Below are 17,419 nucleotides of genomic sequence, written 5' to 3' on the forward strand. Positions count from 1 at the left end.
ATCATCTATGAATACAAATGAAACCTTTTCAGAAGAAGATTGTTTAGTTGCATATTCAACTCTTGCATTGAGTGCAAATGTTTCTTCATTATCAATGTGTAAACATAACGATGCAACTCCAGCTCCTCACTGATATCAAGTGACTCGATTTTCTCATCGGGTTCAATTGAATAGCTCTCCTTGAATATGGATTTGTTATATGGGTCAAACACTTCCACTGAAAAGTCATGTTTGATGCTGTCCTCATTTAGTATCCCAAAGTTCAGAGGGTCCACTGGGTACTTTTCTTCCTCCATCCTTGAATTCACGATGTCATAAACAGCTACATAGTGGATGATCTTTCCATCAACTACAACATCAATAGGGAAGATATTGTACTTTCTTTCATAGTTTGTTACAGACCCGTATATTTCCTCTCCTCTAAGGGACATGTCTAAGTTGTAATCAGGTGAATTCGTAACAAAACCTTTGTACCTGACTACATCTGGGTCACTATCCTCCATTGAATGAATTATGATGTCAATATCCTTATTCATCAACGTAAGGTGCACGGTTCCATTTTTCGCGGAAGCACTCCAGTTTTTCCATGTCTATAAGAACAGTTTCATTGTAATCCCAGTCATCAGGCAGTTTTATGGAAACTGGACCAGTGTATATTTCTGACACAATACCTGTGTTCTGTTCTTCGATTGAGTTTGTATCATCGTTCTGATTAATGGTGTTTTCTTTGTGCTCCGGGATTTCTGAGTGCGAACAGGCACTGGCAGATATCACGGACAACAGAACAATAAACAAAACAATAGTCTGTTCGTCCCTTTTTATTTTAGCAACTCATGTTGACAAAATATTGCAAAGAATATTAATAAATTCTTAGTACTCATGTTTTATTTAAAAGGTGATGCTGTCAGGAGATTTAATATAAGACTTTTTCCTTTCTTCCTTTCCTTAACATGAAACTAGATTGGTCACATATTTTTATATACCTATGTTGTATATAATATACAATTCTGTAATTCCTAACAAGAGGCATTACTTCCATGGGCAAAAAAACACCACGTAGTGGTTTTATGTATGTTAAGTCAAAACTGGTACACAAATCACTGAATACTTTCTTTTTGTTCTTTGTATTGATGATCATTATTGCCCTTTTGATAATTGCTGTGGATGAGAGGCAGTTATTTGATTTTCCTGAAGTTGTGACAGGTACTCTAAGTGCCCTGGTAATTATTTTTGTGTCCTATGCCCTTGCAACTCTTTTTACGAAGCTGACCGTAAATACCATCCTTCATTATTTCAAGGAAATGGGGGATATCGAGGAGCGCATACTCATGGGTAAGATATACGTCTGGTTTGTATATCTCCTTGCTACACTGGTAATTTTCTCACAGCTCGGTATTGATGTTAATAATATCGCTATATTTCTTGGTTTGATTACCACGGGTTTTGCCTTTGCCATCAGAGATATCATTCTTTCTTATTTCATATGGTTCATCCTGCTTACCAAGAAACCTTTCAAGATTGGTGACTACATCAGGGTTGGTGAGGATGATTCTCTGGAAGGACAGGTTAAACACATCGGTCTTTTCTATGTGGTTGTAACTCCAACTCCTGAGACATATGATGATTATTTCAAGATCCCAAACAAGGTCTTCCTTGAAAAGCCAATCAAGAACTATGGCAGAGGGAAGTTCAGGAATGAATTTGAAATGTATTTTGAAATAGAGGAACTTCAAGTTAATTTCCCTGCAAAGGTCGAGGCACTGAAAGAAAAGGTCTGGAGCAATCTTGATGTCGATGTGAGTTTCTTCCTAGGTGCTGATAGCGAAGGCGTGAAGATTACTGTTCAATACAAATCAACTTTTGAGCGCCGCGAACAGGTCCGCCACCAGATCACTTCCATGATGCTCAATGATTTGAAACTGCTGGATGATCAATATCTTTTTCCTCACACGATTTAATGATAATCATTAAATTAATATTATCAGCGCTGTATAGTATATACAAACGTATATGGCGTTCATAGCAAGACCTGATTTAAGAGGTCAACAGATTGATAAAAGTAGAATATCTTCAACTGTTGCAACGTATTCCTGAAATGTCCAGATGGCAGTGGGAATTGCTTCTGGCAAATTAACTCTACATTGATACAGGGAAATGATATACAATGTTAAGCAAGGAAACATTTGAAATAGAAGACACGTATTTTGCACCATTCTTCGTGAAGCAGAAAATCTCTATCGAAAAAGGAGATGGAGTTTATGTATGGGACGAAGAAGGAAGAAGATACCTTGACTTCACTGCAGGCTGGGGTGTAACATGTATTGGGCATGCCAATCCGGTTATTACTGATGCTCTGGTTGATCAGGGGCGCAAAATTATACAGAACCCAAATTCAGGGCTTACATATTCACCTGCACGTGCACGTCTGCTATCCCTGTTGGCAGGAATCCTCCCTCTTCATCTTACAAGAGTATTTTTTACAAACAGCGGAGCTGAAACAAATGATGCTGCCATCAAGCTGGCCCGAAAGGTGACAGGAAGACCTGAAATTGTTTCCACTTATCAGAGTTTCCATGGTCGTACCATCAGCACAGCATCAGCCACAGGTCAGGCCAAAAACAGGGACAGGTATCGTCCACTGATGCCCAATTATCGTTTCGTTCCATACAATGATCTGGACGCATTGGAAAGTTCCCTGGATGAAAGTGTTGCAGCAGTGATACTCGAGCCGATCCAGGGAGAGGGAGGAATTCGTATACCCTCTGATGATTATCTGAAAGGTGTCAGTGAGTTATGTAAGAAGAACGGTAGCCTGCTGATAATGGATGAGATCCAGACTGGATTTTTCAGGACAGGCCCTGCTTTTATCACCGGTTCATGTGGCGTAAATGCAGATTTTCTGACCATGGCTAAAGGGATTGCAGGTGGTTTCCCGTTTGGTGCGTTTGCCATGTCTGAAGAGGTGGCAGAGAAACTTGAGATTGGTGATCATGGCGGTACATATTGTGGAAATCCACTTGGATGTGCTGTTTCCTATGCAGTGATAAAATACCTTATCGACAACAATATATCCAAAAAAGTGGAGGAAATGGGTCGTTTAGCCCTGAACCGGATGCAACAATGGGAGAGTGCTTATGGAGATGCAGTTGCTGAAGTGAGGGGAAAAGGACTTCTTATAATGATCGAGTTCCAAAACGAAGAAATTGCCACGAAGATCAAAGATGAATGTCTGGCAAGAGGTTTGCTTGTTACCCAGACTCAGGGCATTGGAATAAGAATATTCCCGGCACTGAATATCAAAAAGGGTGAATTGGAGGAAGGTCTTCATATTATCGAGGATGCAATTGGAAGTGTTGTGAACAGGAGTAGCTAATCGGGCTGCTCTTCCCGTCCTTAATTTGCTTTTTTATTGATATGTTTGGGTAGCTTGCATCTTACTTCTTACTTCTAATGTCCTACGTTTGTTTGATGTATTCAGCTTCTCGACACCACAAAATCTGTAATATCCGCGACACTACAATCCTGATAGTCGTGTAATAAATGGTAGTGGTTTAGTGGTGATAATTTGGAAAATGATAATTCCCAACTGTACATATAGTTATATAAAGGAGCATATCCTAGAGGAGACTCTAAAAACGAAAATGAGTGAATAAAATGCTTAAAATAAAAGGACATGAAATTGGTTCGGTGGTTGTAAAGGGTGCCAGTAACAGAAGGGCCGTACAATTTCAGAATAATATTATTACGATTCTAAGAAAGATCGGTGTTAATGAAAATGATATTGATATCCCTCTTGAACGTATGGCAATGAAGAGGGCAAAAGCTTCTGCAACCTGGTGGATCTCAGACCATCGCATGCATTACAGTCATAACATGCAGAAGAACTACGTAGAGAATCTTTATGTTCTTTCCAGAGTAATTGAGATCGAAGCAAATCGGGTCCTTTCCGGGGAAAACACAATATCCGAGTTCATTTCAGAGTTCAAAGAGGATTCAGATGTTTATAATAAACGCCTGGATGCACGAGAGTTCTTTGGCTGTGATCACGATGAGACTGATTTTGAGATAATCAATCAAAAATACAAAGCCCTGTCAAAAGAGTTGCATCCGGACAAGCCGACCGGAGATATTGAAAAATTCAAGCAGCTAAACGTTGCACACAAGATACTGAAGAGAGAATTGACATAAGATCAGTTCATCAAGGTGTTAAAAACCAGGTGTGATCGTTTAAATAATTTTGTGCAAATCTGCTTTTAGTTCTTTTTTGCTTTCACCCTGGATACCCCTTTCATATCGAGAAAAAAGAAAAGAAGATTCTTCTTTAAGTATTCTAATAGTCAAACAGCTTCCTGTTCGAAATAATCAGAAGTTGTTGAAACTGAACTTACTATTACTGTTGAATTATTCCTGATGACGTACTCGCTCATCCCGATTTCACCGTCAGGATTTCCCCAGTCATATGTATATCCCATTCTGGTCCAAGGATACTGGTCATAGGTGTTATTTTTAAGAGAATTGAACCATTCGACATGTTCTTGTGAGACGTTCTCATTGAAATCAAGTTGAGCCTGTGTATCTGTAATCTCAGGATCAGGGCTTGGTCTGAAAAGGTCATCCGGCTTTACCCACATTTCAACAAAGTACTCATTACCGTCATCATAAGGAAGACCGATGAGCTGCTCCAGTCTGAGTGTTAGTTCATTATCTTGGATATTATTTTGCTCAACGAAGCCTTTTAACTCAGGAATGACCATCACCCATGTATCTCCCCACCATGTTAACACGTTTGAATCAACAGGGTAACTTTCAGGGTACTTGGTCCATGTGACCACAAGAATATATTTTTCGCCGGATTCTTCCATCCATTGAAGTTCAGTATTAGACTCGTTTATCGGGACAAGTTCTCTGTATATCTCATTCTCTTCGGTTACCATTGCATCTTCTATCGCAGCCCTGTACATTTGGTCAAGGTCTGTTTCTTCAGCTGGAGATGGATCTGAATTAGCATCATGAACAAATCCTGCAGATACTATGAAGACTAAAGAGATGGATAATATCAACAACAAATTTCTTATTTTCATTTATTTGTTTTCTATTGTATATGGTCTGCATTCGTAAAATCGAGTCTTCTAATAATAGATTTCTATATTTATTTTTTATTATATTAATTATTGCCTGCTATCTTTTATTATCTACCAGTTAGAACATTTCTGAAAAGCCTACAAGGCCACAATCAAAGAATTGGGGCACTGATCTTTCGAACCTATCACAAATAGATAAACACTGTTTCCATCACCACAAAATCTATAATCTCAGCCGTAATATCACTTATTACGATTTTTTAATGTGCGGCTGTGGTTTAGTGGTATGACCGGAGCTTCCCAAGCTCTGAACTCGGGTTCGAATCCCGGCAGCCGCATGCTTTATTTTGGAAGTGATGAATACTGTAGTTAAAGATGATTGCAGATGTGTCTCACAACCTTCTTCTCAGCAAGAATATCGCAGCCAATGAAATAATCGCTACTTCAACTTCAAATCCAGGTATCATTCCAGCAAGTAGATTCTTCTTCATCAAGTGGATGCAAAGGAACTGGTTTAGGATTAGCACTCGTTAAAAGGTTTGTAAACATGCATGATGGAAATATCACTGTCCAAAGTGAAATTGAGAACGGAAGCACATTCACTTTCATTATTCCCATGAAGAAACATGACGTATGAATTTTTCATCTTAATTCCAACATCCTCATTACTTCCCTCCCATGATTTCCTATATATCTACTAAAATCCCTCCCCACATCTCCAATCTGTTCTTGACATTCATTGCATCAACAAGTATATAAGCATACAACACATTATAATATTACTTGTATTGTTGGCAATAGTGTTTCCAATTGGGAGATGGTGACACAAAAGAAGAACAATTGAGGAAGGTCGTTCTGAATGGCCTGAAGACTTTTAGGTTGAATCTAAGACTTACTGAGAGATTCCTCTGTATTCAAAAGGAGTGTTAATATGAAAGCAGCAGAACAAATCAAGAAAGTAGCTGACGAAATAAAGAATGTCAATTTAGAATCGAATGACAATTTGAAGAAGATTACTCCAGATGACCATCTGAATACGGCCGGTCTGGAATCTAATAAACAATGAATTAATCATCTTTTCTCATAGGGGAGCGGGGGCAGGGAGCAATTACCTGTGAGCAGCAGAACAGAATAAAATCACCTCGGAATTAAGAAAAACGAAAGATTCACTGAACTACGTTCTTTCAATGGATCCCTGGAGGTAAAATCTCCAAAAACTCTTTTTGTAATTGCATATTAGAACGAAATTCTATATAAGGGGTAATAAAATGAAAATAAGCACAAAGAATCAAGCTGAAAGTAAAAATCAAAATGCAGCAGCAGCTATTAAAGGGACTGTCGGGGAATCCACAAATGATACCTACGTAAAAGCCAAAGGTAAGGCTGAAAAGTCCAAAGGCAAACACAAGAAAAGATAGTTCAAATCAAGAGGGTTACAGGGAACTGAAAAGAGCGGATTATTATGCACCAGCATTCAGATTCCATATTTCTTATACATATAAGTGTCCGGATTGTTTTTTAGGACACCTATTTTTTAGGGGCATACTGGTTGAGCAATCAACCACAAAGATATATAATTGCCGATGCAACTAATCGCTCGCAGATATTTGATCTATGTATGTCAATAAACTCCATCAGGAAGGAAATGCGTGGCTAATAATATCTGCGGAAAATTCTTTTTTATTTCAAAGAGTAGCAACGTGAAAGCAGGGTAATTGAAGAAGATTACATCAGACACTTGAAAAATATCACTCTGGACTACAAGAAAAGACAGAAGTGATGAAAATCACTTCGAATCGTTATAATCCTATTTCGGTACTTATGGCTGTGGTTCTATTTCCTGCTGCTGATCCTTAGAATTGGTTCGTTTATCGGCCGAATGACAGCAATGGCCTTTTAACATCTTTATCAACATAAAAATTCCGAAATTTATCAATATCCATTTCAGTATTTTATTCATTTCTCCCACTCCTAAATATAATTACTAATATCTCTGATTTACATTAAGATAAATGTATCTGAAAAAACGAGATGAATTACATTTTACAACTACATTATTAAATAAAGAATAATGTTTAATCTAATTCGCTTTTAAGTAAATTCATACGTATAGAGAATAGAACGTGATATGTTACAGGAGCTTCAGCAGCAAACAAATATAATTTTTCTTATTAATGATGCCGGATATGGCAGTATGGCTTGATTTTAGGCTTCTGCTGCTTTCAAGTTAGTTGCTTCTAAGATTGCACGCTCCAGCTCGTTTGGTTCATCTGTGCCTATCCTGTATATTTTACCGTCTTTCATCTTTATCTCAACTGCATCATAACCGGAAACATTGAAGATCCACATTTTAGGCCATAGCCATAATCTTATCCCCCAGCCATAATACCAACTATTCTTTACTGTTTTTGCTGAAGTGATCTCATTAAGCGGGAACTTCTTCCTAAATATACCATAACCGAATTTTATTCCAAGGCTTTTATCGTCAATCGTTACGTTAAGTGTTATAAAAGAAATTACGATCATCACAACGAGCAACATAGTGGCAAAAGCGATTGGTTCAAAACCTGTACTTGATAATATGAATGCAAATAACAAAATAAGTGCAAGAAGGATAAACTCCATTAAACGTGCTTTTTGAGTGTGGTTATATATCATATTATTACGTTGTTTACTCCGGTTAAAAGCTTTGCTTTCCACATCTCCAGTCTTTCCCTAACATGAGAGTTTAGAGAAATGGCTTATGTGCTTCAGAACTCTTTTTCATGTAATGAAGAGTATCTCTAGAAAATCCCATCTTCTTCTAATCCGAATAAGAAATGCTCAATATCTTCTGTCTTATAATCTGAATCCTACGTCTCGAATTTTAGTGAAATTTCTTATTTAGGCTACATATCATCTAAAGGCTCAGGAGAGACTGAATATGTCAATGATGGTTTTGTATTTTTTACGTGTACATCACCTATTTTTTCAAACATATTCTTCATTAGATACGTTGTCAGAGCAATAAGCAAACCCAAGATGCCTGATATCATAAAGACCGTGTTAATGCCAAAATGCAATAGGACTATTCCAAGGAGTATGGGAGAAAGACTCTGACCGGTATACTTCATGGTGTTGTGTATAGATAACACACCACCTCTTGATTCTGAAGGGGATATATGAATTATCTGTGCGTCAATTGTGGTTTGAGCAAGCCCATAACCTGCCCCGAACAGCAACATTAAAAGAAGAACTACGACAATTGAATTCGCAAATGAAATAGAAAGTATTGCCAGCCCAACAAGTGCAAAACCAATGGCAATAACTCGTATCATTGAATATCTGGTGGTCAGGATCTTTACCCGGGATGCCATTAGAATGACAGCTAATCCCTGGAATGCCAATACAAGTCCTGCTTGCTTTGCCGTATAATCAAACACAGCCTTAAGCATAAAGGGCATGTAGATAACCACTGAAAATAACAGGAAGAAAATAGCAAAGCTCAGGAATACCGTATATAGTATTCTCAGATCCCTGAGTACCGGAAACACATTCAATATGCCTTTGTGAGTATCATTTTCCCTCTTCACTCTTGTTTCCGGTAGGAATAACAATACAAGAAAAGCGAATGGCAATGAAAATGCATAGAAAAGGAATGGATAGTTCCATCCCAAAATTGCCAGTCCCCCTCCTATAAGAGGGGCAGATACCGTGCCAATGGCAATAGCCATACTAACCCTGCTCATTGCATGTACACTTTCATGGCCGTTATACACATCCCCTATGACCAGCATAGCCAAAGACATCATTCCTGCAACGCCGATACCCTGTATAAACCTCAAGACAAGAAGTGATTGCAGATCGGAGACAAAATAACTTACAAGTCCCATCAGGCCATAGATAACAAGACATGGAACCAGTATACTTTTACGGTTCACACGGTCAATGAAATGTCCGATCACCAGTGTGAAAATAGCTGTTGAGATAGTGTACACCGATATCAACAGTCCTATTTCATGAGATGTTGTCTTCAGAGGGTTCACCATCTCTGGCAATACTGGTGCTAAAATAGCACTTCCAGCCATTGCAAAAAAAGCAGTAACACAAAGCATTAGAAGATGAGTATTTTTAAATTGCATGATCAGACCTATTTATCCTGCATTATTTCGGATACGTTTTTAAACATCATTTCAAGTGAGTTCATGATATCTTTTCTTTGACTTTTATCAAAACCAGATAAGAGGATGTCCTCCCACTCTGAAGCTATCTTTTTCATATCAGGTTCCAGTTTTTTCCCTTTATCAGTAAGGAAAATCATGTATGAACGCCTGTCTCCTTCATCAATTTTCTTGAAAACATAACCTTTGTCAACAAGTTTCTTAAGAGCCCTTGTAGTAGTGGCCTTATCCATCTTCAGGTAGTTTGAAAGATATTCCTGATTGACACCATCCTCGTGATACAATCGCATAAGAAAAGAGAACTGTCCACTTCCAATACCATATGGTTCAATTTTTTTATCAATATAGATTTGTCCATATCGGTGGAGATATGAGATGAACTTCCCACTGAAATCATTATTACACATTTGTACACCTTTTTTGTTCCTCAACGGTGTCAAGGCAATTAGTTGCACGCGCAACCAAATGTGCTTGTATACATCTCCCATTGATATATAGTTGCTGATGCAACTAATTAATCGCAGAACTTTGGTATAGATGTGGCAATGTAATCTTTGGGATATCGTTGAAACTTTTTGATGCAATTCAACAATAGAACCTCTCAGTTCCAACTATCTCTTACATGAGTATTCAGGATAAATGACTTAATCTTTAGTATTCTACTTAATATAATAGCAAATTCAAATTGCATCCATTGAATATTCTCCGACAGGTGATTCTAAATTAGTATAAAATCTAAAAAGAGTATATTTATTTATGGATCATTAGGCATCCTCTTTTTTACAATTGGTTTTCTTTTATGTCTCACACTAGTGGGAATGATAGTTGGATTTCCTATGATAGGAATTGGGCTTGTTTTTTTCACTATGGTAGACAGAATAAAGAAAACCGAAGCTAAGAAATAAGAATAAATCACGAAACAAAAATGAAAAAGGAACTGTCTGAAACACAAAAATAGGCAATTTTAAAACACCCACAGGGTTCTTTTAGAAACATGGCATTATTAAAGAAAGAGGAGAATTCCATGGCAAGATATTGTAAAATATGCGGAGCAAAAAGTGGCAGATGCAATCATCTGGTAATTGATTTTGGTGAAAGGGAAGAGAATACGGATGAAAAAAAGGATGAAGCTAAAAAATCAGATGAACAAAGCTAATTTCATTACAAATACTTCTTTTTCATTTAAACAAAAGTGATACTATGTTAATAAAATTCAAATCCACAACTCCAACAATCTCCCCAACTGCTTTTGTAGCCGACAACGCAACGGTAATCGGTAATGTAACCATATCAGACGAGTCCAGTGTCTGGTTCAATGCGGTCATCCGCGGTGATTCTGACACGATAAGCATCGGGAAGAGGACCAGCATACAGGACAACGTTGTCATTCACACCGATGCACCGCAGAAGGTTGAGATAGGGGATGATGTCACAGTCGGGCATGGGGCCGTGTTGCATGGGTGCAGGATAGCTAACAACGTCCTCATCGGGATGAACGCCACGGTGCTGGATGGTGTTGTGGTAGAGGAGAACTGCATAATCGGGGCTAATGCACTTGTGCCGCCGGGAAAGAAGATACCTGCAGGAAGTCTTGTAGTTGGAGTTCCAGGGAAGGTGCAGAGGCAGCTTACTGATGAGGACATCGCTCATATACGGGAGAATGCGGCGGAATATATCCGATTGTTCAAAGAATACAAAAAGATGCAGGATGAATGAATATATCCTGCTGAAAGGGTCTGTTAAAATTAAACGATGGCTAACACAAATACAATAACTCCGATTGCGAACAAAGCTGCGAATATCATAATCGTCTTTTTTCTCAGGTCTCTTTCCCTTTGGGTAAGAGGTCTCAATTCATGCTCGTGCTTCTTTTCATAACGTGAGCCCAGTATCGTACCAATGACAAGGCCAACCATGTATCCTGCAAATATACTTTCAAGTGCAATAGCTATTGGAATCCCTATTGCAATACCGATTGCAAGTCCCTGTCCCATATAATGGCCTCTGGGATACTTTCCGGTAGCCTTGTACTCTTCTCTTTTAAGTTTGAATGCGAAATACGACATCACAAGTCCTGCAAGGAGTAACACAAGGATAATGATCATAACAACGGAATATGCCATGCATTTGCTTTTGCTTCCTTTCACTTAATAGTTTGCGGATATACCTAAAATAATTCATGGTCGGTACAACTGCCGGGATTTACAAATACTATTGATGCGTAATATAAAATGTGGAGTGATTTATTTTCTGTATTCTCTATTGGGATAGAGATGTGGGACACATCCGTTTTTAGATTCATCTTTAAAGGAGTGAAACAATGATAGTTGGAGACATAATGACTACAGACCTGGTGTGTATAAAAGAGCACGATGTAATGACATATGCCAGGAAGCTATTGCGTGATAATCATCTTCATAGTCTTCCTGTACTGGATGATAAAGGCCGTGTAGTAGGTATGCTGGATGATCAGGACGTCCTTCGGTTGCACTCAAACAAATCCGAAGTAACAGTCAGCGGTTATGCGCGCGAGTTTCCGCTCATCACTCCTGATATGGAAGTGCGGGATGCAGTAAAAGCGCTTATTGGTGCACAGCAACACCGTGCTCCTGTGATGAAATCATCTACTGACAAGACCCTTGTAGGCATACTGAGCGATACAAACCTCCTGCGTCATGTCCGTCTCACTAAGCTTCCTCCTAAAACTGTAGGAGAGATAATGAACACAAAGGTAAAGACTGCATATCCTGATGACAGCATTGCTAAAATATGGGGCAACATGCTGGAATGGGATTACACAGGAATACCGGTGGTTTCTCATGATGATGAAGTCATGGGGATAATCACCAGAAGCGATATAATTAAAGTAGGATTTAGTCGTGTGGTTACTCGGTCAGGGGATTTTCATGATAGTGGGTCGGGAAAGACTCCAAAAGTGGAAAAATTGATGTCTACTCCGCTTTATTCTATCAACTCCGACACAACAATATCCAAAGCTATTGAATCTATCATTCAATATGATGTTGGCCGTATATGTGTCACAGATAATAAGAAGCTCATAGGCATTGTTGACAGGTTTTCCCTTCTGAAAGAATGTCTTGCAGCTCCGGGTTTTGAATAATTTATTATTTTGTATATTTTTATTTAAAATCCTTTTTTTGCGTAATTCATCATTATAATTGCTTTATATTGGAATATAATGTCTATTTTTTATTTTTTTCAGTCAAAAGCTCTTTATCTATCTTATATGGCTATATAATGTAATTATTAGCATTATTTAGAGAAAAGGATCTAAAAAAAGGGAGATTTAAGTTTATGGGGCACAGTATGGATGTAAAAAAGGCTATTCACTATAATGTAATACAGAACATTCTACGATATTATGAATGTCCCGATACCTGTAAATCTTATTGTTGCAAGAACGGGAGAGTTCACATGCTTGAAGATGAGTTTAAGATTCTGGCAGAACTTGACAAGGTAAAATCAAAGAACATTACAAATGATTCTCTTGTTCCAGATCTCTATATGATGAATACTCCCTGCTCTTTCCTGAACCTGACAAACCGGTGCGATGCCTATAAGGATAGGCCCACGGTCTGCGGGATGTATCCTTTCAAGATGAATAACTCGGGTTTATCATCAGGATTACAGCCATGCCCTCTGGGTTTTTTGATAATTACAGATTTCTTTTCATGGGTAATGGACACAATATCAACATCAAATATTCCAGAAGATGAAAAGGCAGTAAAAATTCTGCAATGGCAGACCAGCCTAAAATCTTATGCAATCGAACTCTCCGAATTCCAAACAAAGCCTATTCTAAAAGAAATGCAGATACCGTTCGATGAACTTGATATGCTGTCACTGTTCCTCTTCTCTAAAAACGCGTCAAAAAACAATCCAGTATGTACTCCCACAATTTAACACATAGACATATATATTCATACATAGAGGTTTATAGGGTATATACCGATTCAATAACGGAGAAATGCTGTTTTGAAATATTATGTGAACACTCTTTATCCGGGAGACCCTTTCAGGGACTGGCTCGTCGGGCTGCTTGGGAATAGAATACAGAATAAGAGTTGTGTTGTTGATGTCTTCAAGTATGATCCTTCCTCTCATACTGTATGCAGATATAAGTTCAGAGGAGAAAAGTACAGTGTTGTAGCCAAGTTCTTTGCCGAACCACATGGGAAAATGAAAAAATACAATGCATACGAGGCAATGGATAATGAATACAACAATCTGAAAAAAGTGGGACAATTCATAAATGTTGCAAGGCCCATAGCAACAAACCGGGATTTTAATTGTGTCCTTGTAACTGAGTATATTTCCGGCAAATCTCTTTTTCGTTACATGGAGAACGAAAGAAACCTTTATGATCGCCTGACATCGGTCGCGTACATGCTCCGCAGGCTCCATGATTCCACAGAAGGGTATTATGACCGGGAGAGGGAATTTGCAAATTTCCATCATGTTTTAGATCAGCTCAGGCTCGATCCCTCCACCAGACAGGTTTTCAATGAGCTGCTTGGGAAATGGTGGCATAGTTCACTTCTTGACCGTTACTGCGGTTGCATGGTTCACAGGGATGCAACACCTTCCAATTACATCTTCAGAAAAAGTGTTCCGTACGCCCTTGATTTTGAAAGTTCTTGGGAAAATGGTAATGCTGTGAGGGATCTGGGGATATTGTGCTCAGAATTGAATAATTATTATAAAGTTAATAAAGGTTCAGGGACAAATGCTGAACCATATATAGGACATTTCCTCTGGCATTACAGCAGGAATGAAGAAGATTTCCATTATATTACACAGGTATTACCTTTTTTCATGAGTCTCGGACTCCTGAGATCTGCAAGGTTGCACAGGCGATATCCGCACTACAATTATTTGATAAAGGAGGCTATTGCATGTCTGAAAGCTCTCATATAAAGGGTATGATCTTTGATTGTTATCACACACTGATAGATATCCAGACGGATGAAAGCAGTTTTGATACTTATGATGCTATTAGCAAGTGGTTGCAGTATCAGGGTGTGAAGATAGATCCTAATGCATTGAAAGATGAATATCGAAATAAGGCAAAACACATAGTTGAGACCTCAGCAGAGACCTACCCGGAAATAAAGGTCGAAGATATCTTTGGATCAATCTGCAGTAATTATTCCGTATGGGATATTGATGCAAAGGAACTGGGAATTGAAACATCAAGGGTATTCAGATCAGCTTCTCTGCGCAAGATCGAGGCGTACCCACAAAGCCTGATGCTTCTTGAAAAGTATCGTGATGTTCCCAAATGCATAGTATCCAACGGACAGCGTGTTTTTTCAGAGCTTGAGTTAAAGTTTCTGGGGCTTCACGAATACTTTGATTTCATAATATTCTCATCCGATCATGGTTACAAGAAACCGGATACAAGGCTATTTGAAAAAGCACTGGAACGCCTGGGTTTTGAAGCTCATGAAGTAATGTCTGTTGGTGATACTCCTGAGAACGACATATTCCCGCCTCAGGAGTTGGGAATGCAAGCCATGCACATCCATGATGCATGGAAAGAAGTTGAAGAAATAGAACAAATAAATGCAGAAACAGAAAACACAGATGATGAGACTTAGTTCTTCTGTTCTCTTTCTTTATTTTCATTTATTTTACTCTTATCTGGCAGGAAGCACTACACATCGATCTTATAATCCTGGAGACTTCGCCGTAGTTATCCTTTGTACAGAACACGATACTCTTTTCCCCGCATCCGGATGAAAGCGTAATTGTGCTGTTTCCAGGATAAAATGTAGCCTTTCTGACATTTTTCCATTTAATATCCTGATCCTGGTGAGAATTGGCAAGAAAACCTGTCCCCGCCGCCGTGGGATTTTTCGTGAGAAGTCCGATTATTACTAACAGGAAATTCAATTTGCTGTTTTTGCCTCGTTGTTCTGTGCGGTTGGTGGTCCTGACACCTTTACTGTCCATACTATAGGACAGCATGTACTTGTTTCCATAATATACGAAGATGAACAATACTGTGAGCAGGAACGTCAATCCTATCATAATCGAGGCATATTTCATATCTTGCGCGTTGATGTTGTTGGAATGAAAGTCACCCGTGAGAATAGAAGGAAGAGTTATTAGCAGTAAGATGGAAACTGCGATAAATGTTGCAATTCCCAGTACTTTCAACAGTTCTTTTAAAATGAACCTGTTAGTTAGTATCGAAACATCAATATCCTATTCGGTCTCATTTTCCGTGTTCATGTCCATTAACAACCACTAAAATTCATTTTATTATCTGGCAGACAAATCCAGGTATAAACAGAATATAGTTATATAAAACAACTCTTATTTTTAAAATAGATTTCAATACATCTATTTGAATATAGAGTAAAAGTCATTTCCAGCATGTTGCTTGAGGTATTCCTTGTCTCAGTCTTTCTATCTGAAGTTTCTTAGCTTCGTTGTATCTTCTCCAGAGAAGGAAAGTGCCAACAACAGCTACAAACACCTGTCCCATGAATACATTTACCATCGTCTGAGGGAATATGGCTAATACTTCGGGCAGGCCATTCCAGAGTCCATGGAGGGCAGCTACCGTCAGATATGCTCCAATTACTTTGTAGTTTATGTGGAATGCACGTGGCCCGCTTTCCCTGAACATGACGCTCACAAGGATGGCTGTCCATGTACCATGTCCTATGGGTGCGATAACTCCTCTTACGAGGGTTATCAAAACTGTCTGTGACAGGCTGCCTCCACTTGCCAGGAATGCTGAAAATGCGTAACCTGTACTTTCAAGTGCAGCAAACCCCATACCTGAAGCTGCACCAAGTATAAGTCCATCCATTTCAGAATCATGAAAACAGCGTTTTGCGATTATTAGAACGCCAAGTATCTTGGCAAACTCTTCTATCAGTCCGACTTCAAAAGAAAAGTATAATTTATGCTGTGACAGGAATATTGGTTCCAGGGTGGCCGCGGCCAGAACTCCTAGCATTCCTCCATAGAAAAAAGCCCAGGCGGTTGTTGGCAGGTCGAGTTTGCTCAAATGTCTTCTCTGGTAAAAAAATGCCACATATGTGATTGGAACCAGAAAGTTGCCGAGCATAACAACCGTTGGAAAGATGTTGCTATTGCGGGTTACTGCAAGTGCAAATACTCCAAATATATACAGGAGTAATCCGCCTGAGAATACTTTAAGCCAGGAATGGTTTCGCTGGTTGACTATTTCCTCGTAGTCGTTCTGTTCTTCCATGGTATATGTGGTCTGGTTCTTATTTTCAGCTTTCTTTGTGCAATAGTATGTTAATCAGTCTTTTCCCAGTATTCTTCAGCTTCATTTTCCATTTTTTCCAGTCTGTCGTAATAATCGGGGAATTCATTCAAATGTGCAAGTGCGATTTTTCCTGTCATCAATGGGTCGTCGTTAGTTACATTGGTTACAGGGTCTCTTGAACCGTGTTCAAGTTCAACGTCCATTCCTCTTCTGAATTGGTCCACATCGAATTTGTCCCAGCTTATCCCTAATTTTTCTCCAACTGATTTTACCTCTGCTTCAGTGAATGATTTTTGTGATGTCATTTTAAATCTCCTATACTTATTAAGTAAGTTTATTTTTATTTAAAGATGTTTGAATCGATACTAGCTAATATCTAAATATATGGTATTAGAACGTATACTCTAAATTAGTATTTCATCACAGGAAGTAATTGCAGATGTCAGAATCAGCTAAAGACAATATAATCTCTGAATGGGAGCGAAAACAGCTTCTTTCAGCGTTGCATGCCCGTCTTTTTTGGGTAGGCGAGGAAGTTCCATATTCAGTTGAGATCAAAGGAAGAAAATGTAAGCTGCATGACATGGTATGGGATCTCATAAACAAAGATACGCTATCAGCTGATGATATCAAGCATATTAATATGTATCTCTCATATATCCGGGAAAAAGAAAAAGAAGATGAGCTGGAGTTATCAACAAAGAAACTCACACGAAAGGAAGCAAAGGATCTCTTTAACGAGACTGCCGGACTTCTCAGGGCAATAATGGACCTCAGGGAGATTGAGGACGGAACTGCAAAAGAGAAGGAACAGGAGTTTCGTGATACATTTTCCAGGGAACGCACGGCTGAAGCACGTAGGTGGCTTCAATTCCTGAAAGATAGTGGTACGTTAAAATAGGAAA

25 protein-coding genes and 1 tRNA gene are annotated in these 17,419 nt (G+C 38.7%); 15 read left to right on the plus strand and 11 right to left on the minus strand.

Going from position 1 to position 17,419, the window contains the following annotated elements; all coding sequences use genetic code 11:
* Positions 1-5: 5 nt before the first annotated feature.
* Together QZZ23_RS03875 and QZZ23_RS03880 are read right to left on the minus strand one after the other, a co-directional pair.
* Positions 6-536, minus strand: coding sequence for a hypothetical protein (locus QZZ23_RS03875; protein WP_292466982.1), 531 nt, complete (start codon positions 534-536; stop codon positions 6-8).
* Complete coding sequence (locus QZZ23_RS03880) at positions 529-780, minus strand: hypothetical protein (protein WP_292466984.1); 252 nt, start codon at positions 778-780, stop codon at positions 529-531. Before QZZ23_RS03880 ends, QZZ23_RS03875 begins: the two co-directional genes overlap by 8 nt.
* 257 nt (positions 781-1,037) lie before the next feature.
* Here QZZ23_RS03880 and QZZ23_RS03885 point away from each other — a divergent pair, with 257 nt between their 5' ends.
* From QZZ23_RS03885 to QZZ23_RS03895, 3 genes are all read left to right on the plus strand, one after another.
* On the plus strand, positions 1,038-1,958 hold the full coding sequence (locus QZZ23_RS03885; protein ID WP_292466986.1) for a mechanosensitive ion channel family protein: 921 nt from the start codon (positions 1,038-1,040) through the stop codon (positions 1,956-1,958).
* A 206-nt stretch (positions 1,959-2,164) separates the two neighbouring features.
* Positions 2,165-3,373, plus strand: a complete 1,209-nt coding sequence (locus tag QZZ23_RS03890; protein ID WP_292466988.1) for an aspartate aminotransferase family protein — start codon at positions 2,165-2,167, stop codon at positions 3,371-3,373.
* Positions 3,374-3,654: 281 nt separating this feature from the next.
* Positions 3,655-4,188, plus strand: a complete 534-nt coding sequence (locus QZZ23_RS03895; RefSeq protein ID WP_292466990.1) for a J domain-containing protein — start codon at positions 3,655-3,657, stop codon at positions 4,186-4,188.
* A 149-nt stretch (positions 4,189-4,337) separates the two neighbouring features.
* On the opposite strand, the gene QZZ23_RS03900 is transcribed toward QZZ23_RS03895, so the two are convergent.
* Positions 4,338-5,081 carry a hypothetical protein gene (locus QZZ23_RS03900; RefSeq protein WP_292466991.1) on the minus strand — a complete coding sequence of 248 codons (744 nt, stop codon included), beginning with the start codon at positions 5,079-5,081 and terminating at the stop codon, positions 4,338-4,340.
* A gap of 267 nt (positions 5,082-5,348) precedes the next feature.
* Here QZZ23_RS03900 and QZZ23_RS03905 point away from each other — a divergent pair.
* Positions 5,349-5,419 (plus strand) — tRNA-Gly (locus tag QZZ23_RS03905).
* Positions 5,420-5,473: 54 nt separating this feature from the next.
* On the opposite strand, the gene QZZ23_RS14660 is transcribed toward QZZ23_RS03905, so the two are convergent.
* Positions 5,474-5,572, minus strand: coding sequence for a PGF-CTERM sorting domain-containing protein (locus QZZ23_RS14660; RefSeq protein ID WP_366931313.1), 99 nt, complete (start codon positions 5,570-5,572; stop codon positions 5,474-5,476).
* Between QZZ23_RS14660 and QZZ23_RS03910 the strand changes: the two genes are divergently transcribed.
* From QZZ23_RS03910 to QZZ23_RS03920, 3 genes are all read left to right on the plus strand, one after another.
* A complete protein-coding gene (locus QZZ23_RS03910; RefSeq protein WP_292467199.1) occupies positions 5,536-5,718 on the plus strand; it encodes an ATP-binding protein in 183 nt (60 codons plus the stop codon). The two genes, QZZ23_RS14660 and QZZ23_RS03910, sit on opposite strands and share 37 nt — an antisense overlap.
* Before the next feature lie 294 nt (positions 5,719-6,012).
* Positions 6,013-6,147 (plus strand): hypothetical protein, encoded by a 135-nt coding sequence (locus QZZ23_RS03915; RefSeq protein ID WP_292466993.1) that lies wholly within the window; start codon positions 6,013-6,015, stop codon positions 6,145-6,147.
* Positions 6,148-6,349: 202 nt separating this feature from the next.
* On the plus strand, positions 6,350-6,499 hold the full coding sequence (locus QZZ23_RS03920) for a hypothetical protein (protein WP_292466995.1): 150 nt from the start codon (positions 6,350-6,352) through the stop codon (positions 6,497-6,499).
* A 787-nt stretch (positions 6,500-7,286) separates the two neighbouring features.
* On the opposite strand, the gene QZZ23_RS03925 is transcribed toward QZZ23_RS03920, so the two are convergent.
* The 3 genes from QZZ23_RS03925 to QZZ23_RS03935 form a co-directional block, all read right to left on the minus strand.
* Positions 7,287-7,739 carry a hypothetical protein gene (locus QZZ23_RS03925; protein WP_292466997.1) on the minus strand — a complete coding sequence of 151 codons (453 nt, stop codon included), beginning with the start codon at positions 7,737-7,739 and terminating at the stop codon, positions 7,287-7,289.
* 230 nt (positions 7,740-7,969) lie between these two features.
* Entirely contained in the window at positions 7,970-9,202 is a 1,233-nt protein-coding gene (locus QZZ23_RS03930; RefSeq protein WP_292466999.1) for an MFS transporter, read from the minus strand.
* 8 nt (positions 9,203-9,210) lie between these two features.
* Complete coding sequence (locus QZZ23_RS03935) at positions 9,211-9,648, minus strand: MarR family transcriptional regulator (protein ID WP_292467001.1); 438 nt, start codon at positions 9,646-9,648, stop codon at positions 9,211-9,213.
* Between the two features lie 363 nt (positions 9,649-10,011).
* Here QZZ23_RS03935 and QZZ23_RS14665 point away from each other — a divergent pair, with 363 nt between their 5' ends.
* The 3 genes from QZZ23_RS14665 (at position 10,012) to QZZ23_RS03945 (ending at position 10,957) form a co-directional block, all read left to right on the plus strand.
* Positions 10,012-10,146: a DUF5362 family protein gene (locus QZZ23_RS14665; protein ID WP_366931314.1), complete on the plus strand. Its 135-nt coding sequence runs from the start codon at positions 10,012-10,014 to the stop codon at positions 10,144-10,146.
* 119 nt (positions 10,147-10,265) lie between these two features.
* Positions 10,266-10,397 (plus strand): hypothetical protein, encoded by a 132-nt coding sequence (locus QZZ23_RS03940; RefSeq protein ID WP_292467002.1) that lies wholly within the window; start codon positions 10,266-10,268, stop codon positions 10,395-10,397.
* A 44-nt stretch (positions 10,398-10,441) separates the two neighbouring features.
* Positions 10,442-10,957 (plus strand): gamma carbonic anhydrase family protein, encoded by a 516-nt coding sequence (locus QZZ23_RS03945; RefSeq protein WP_292467003.1) that lies wholly within the window; start codon positions 10,442-10,444, stop codon positions 10,955-10,957.
* Between the two features lie 29 nt (positions 10,958-10,986).
* Here the strand turns inward: QZZ23_RS03945 and QZZ23_RS03950 are convergent, their stop codons facing one another.
* The gene (locus QZZ23_RS03950; protein ID WP_292467005.1) at positions 10,987-11,388 is read right to left on the minus strand and encodes a hypothetical protein; all 402 of its coding nucleotides are present in this window, start codon (positions 11,386-11,388) and stop codon (positions 10,987-10,989) included.
* Positions 11,389-11,561: 173 nt separating this feature from the next.
* On the opposite strand from QZZ23_RS03950, the gene QZZ23_RS03955 reads away from it, so the two are divergent.
* From QZZ23_RS03955 to QZZ23_RS03970, 4 genes are all read left to right on the plus strand, one after another.
* Positions 11,562-12,362, plus strand: coding sequence for a CBS domain-containing protein (locus QZZ23_RS03955; protein WP_292467008.1), 801 nt, complete (start codon positions 11,562-11,564; stop codon positions 12,360-12,362).
* 206 nt (positions 12,363-12,568) lie between these two features.
* Positions 12,569-13,165: a YkgJ family cysteine cluster protein gene (locus QZZ23_RS03960; protein WP_292467010.1), complete on the plus strand. Its 597-nt coding sequence runs from the start codon at positions 12,569-12,571 to the stop codon at positions 13,163-13,165.
* A gap of 72 nt (positions 13,166-13,237) precedes the next feature.
* On the plus strand, positions 13,238-14,179 hold the full coding sequence (locus tag QZZ23_RS03965) for a phosphotransferase (RefSeq protein ID WP_292467012.1): 942 nt from the start codon (positions 13,238-13,240) through the stop codon (positions 14,177-14,179).
* Positions 14,158-14,862 (plus strand): HAD family hydrolase, encoded by a 705-nt coding sequence (locus tag QZZ23_RS03970; RefSeq protein WP_292467014.1) that lies wholly within the window; start codon positions 14,158-14,160, stop codon positions 14,860-14,862. The genes QZZ23_RS03965 and QZZ23_RS03970 overlap by 22 nt, the downstream gene beginning before the upstream one ends.
* A gap of 28 nt (positions 14,863-14,890) precedes the next feature.
* On the opposite strand, the gene QZZ23_RS03975 is transcribed toward QZZ23_RS03970, so the two are convergent.
* The 3 genes from QZZ23_RS03975 to QZZ23_RS03985 form a co-directional block, all read right to left on the minus strand.
* Positions 14,891-15,424, minus strand: a complete 534-nt coding sequence (locus QZZ23_RS03975) for a hypothetical protein (RefSeq protein ID WP_292467016.1) — start codon at positions 15,422-15,424, stop codon at positions 14,891-14,893.
* Positions 15,425-15,632: 208 nt separating this feature from the next.
* Positions 15,633-16,493: a PrsW family intramembrane metalloprotease gene (locus QZZ23_RS03980; RefSeq protein ID WP_292467018.1), complete on the minus strand. Its 861-nt coding sequence runs from the start codon at positions 16,491-16,493 to the stop codon at positions 15,633-15,635.
* Between the two features lie 50 nt (positions 16,494-16,543).
* The gene (locus QZZ23_RS03985; RefSeq protein WP_292467020.1) at positions 16,544-16,819 is read right to left on the minus strand and encodes a DUF5661 family protein; all 276 of its coding nucleotides are present in this window, start codon (positions 16,817-16,819) and stop codon (positions 16,544-16,546) included.
* Positions 16,820-16,953: 134 nt separating this feature from the next.
* Here QZZ23_RS03985 and QZZ23_RS03990 point away from each other — a divergent pair, with 134 nt between their 5' ends.
* Entirely contained in the window at positions 16,954-17,415 is a 462-nt protein-coding gene (locus QZZ23_RS03990; protein ID WP_292467021.1) for a DUF5788 family protein, read from the plus strand.
* The last annotated feature ends 4 nt before the right edge of the window (positions 17,416-17,419 follow it).

It is taken from the genome of Methanolobus sp. (assembly GCF_016278385.1).
Classification (GTDB): Archaea; Halobacteriota; Methanosarcinia; order Methanosarcinales; family Methanosarcinaceae; genus Methanolobus.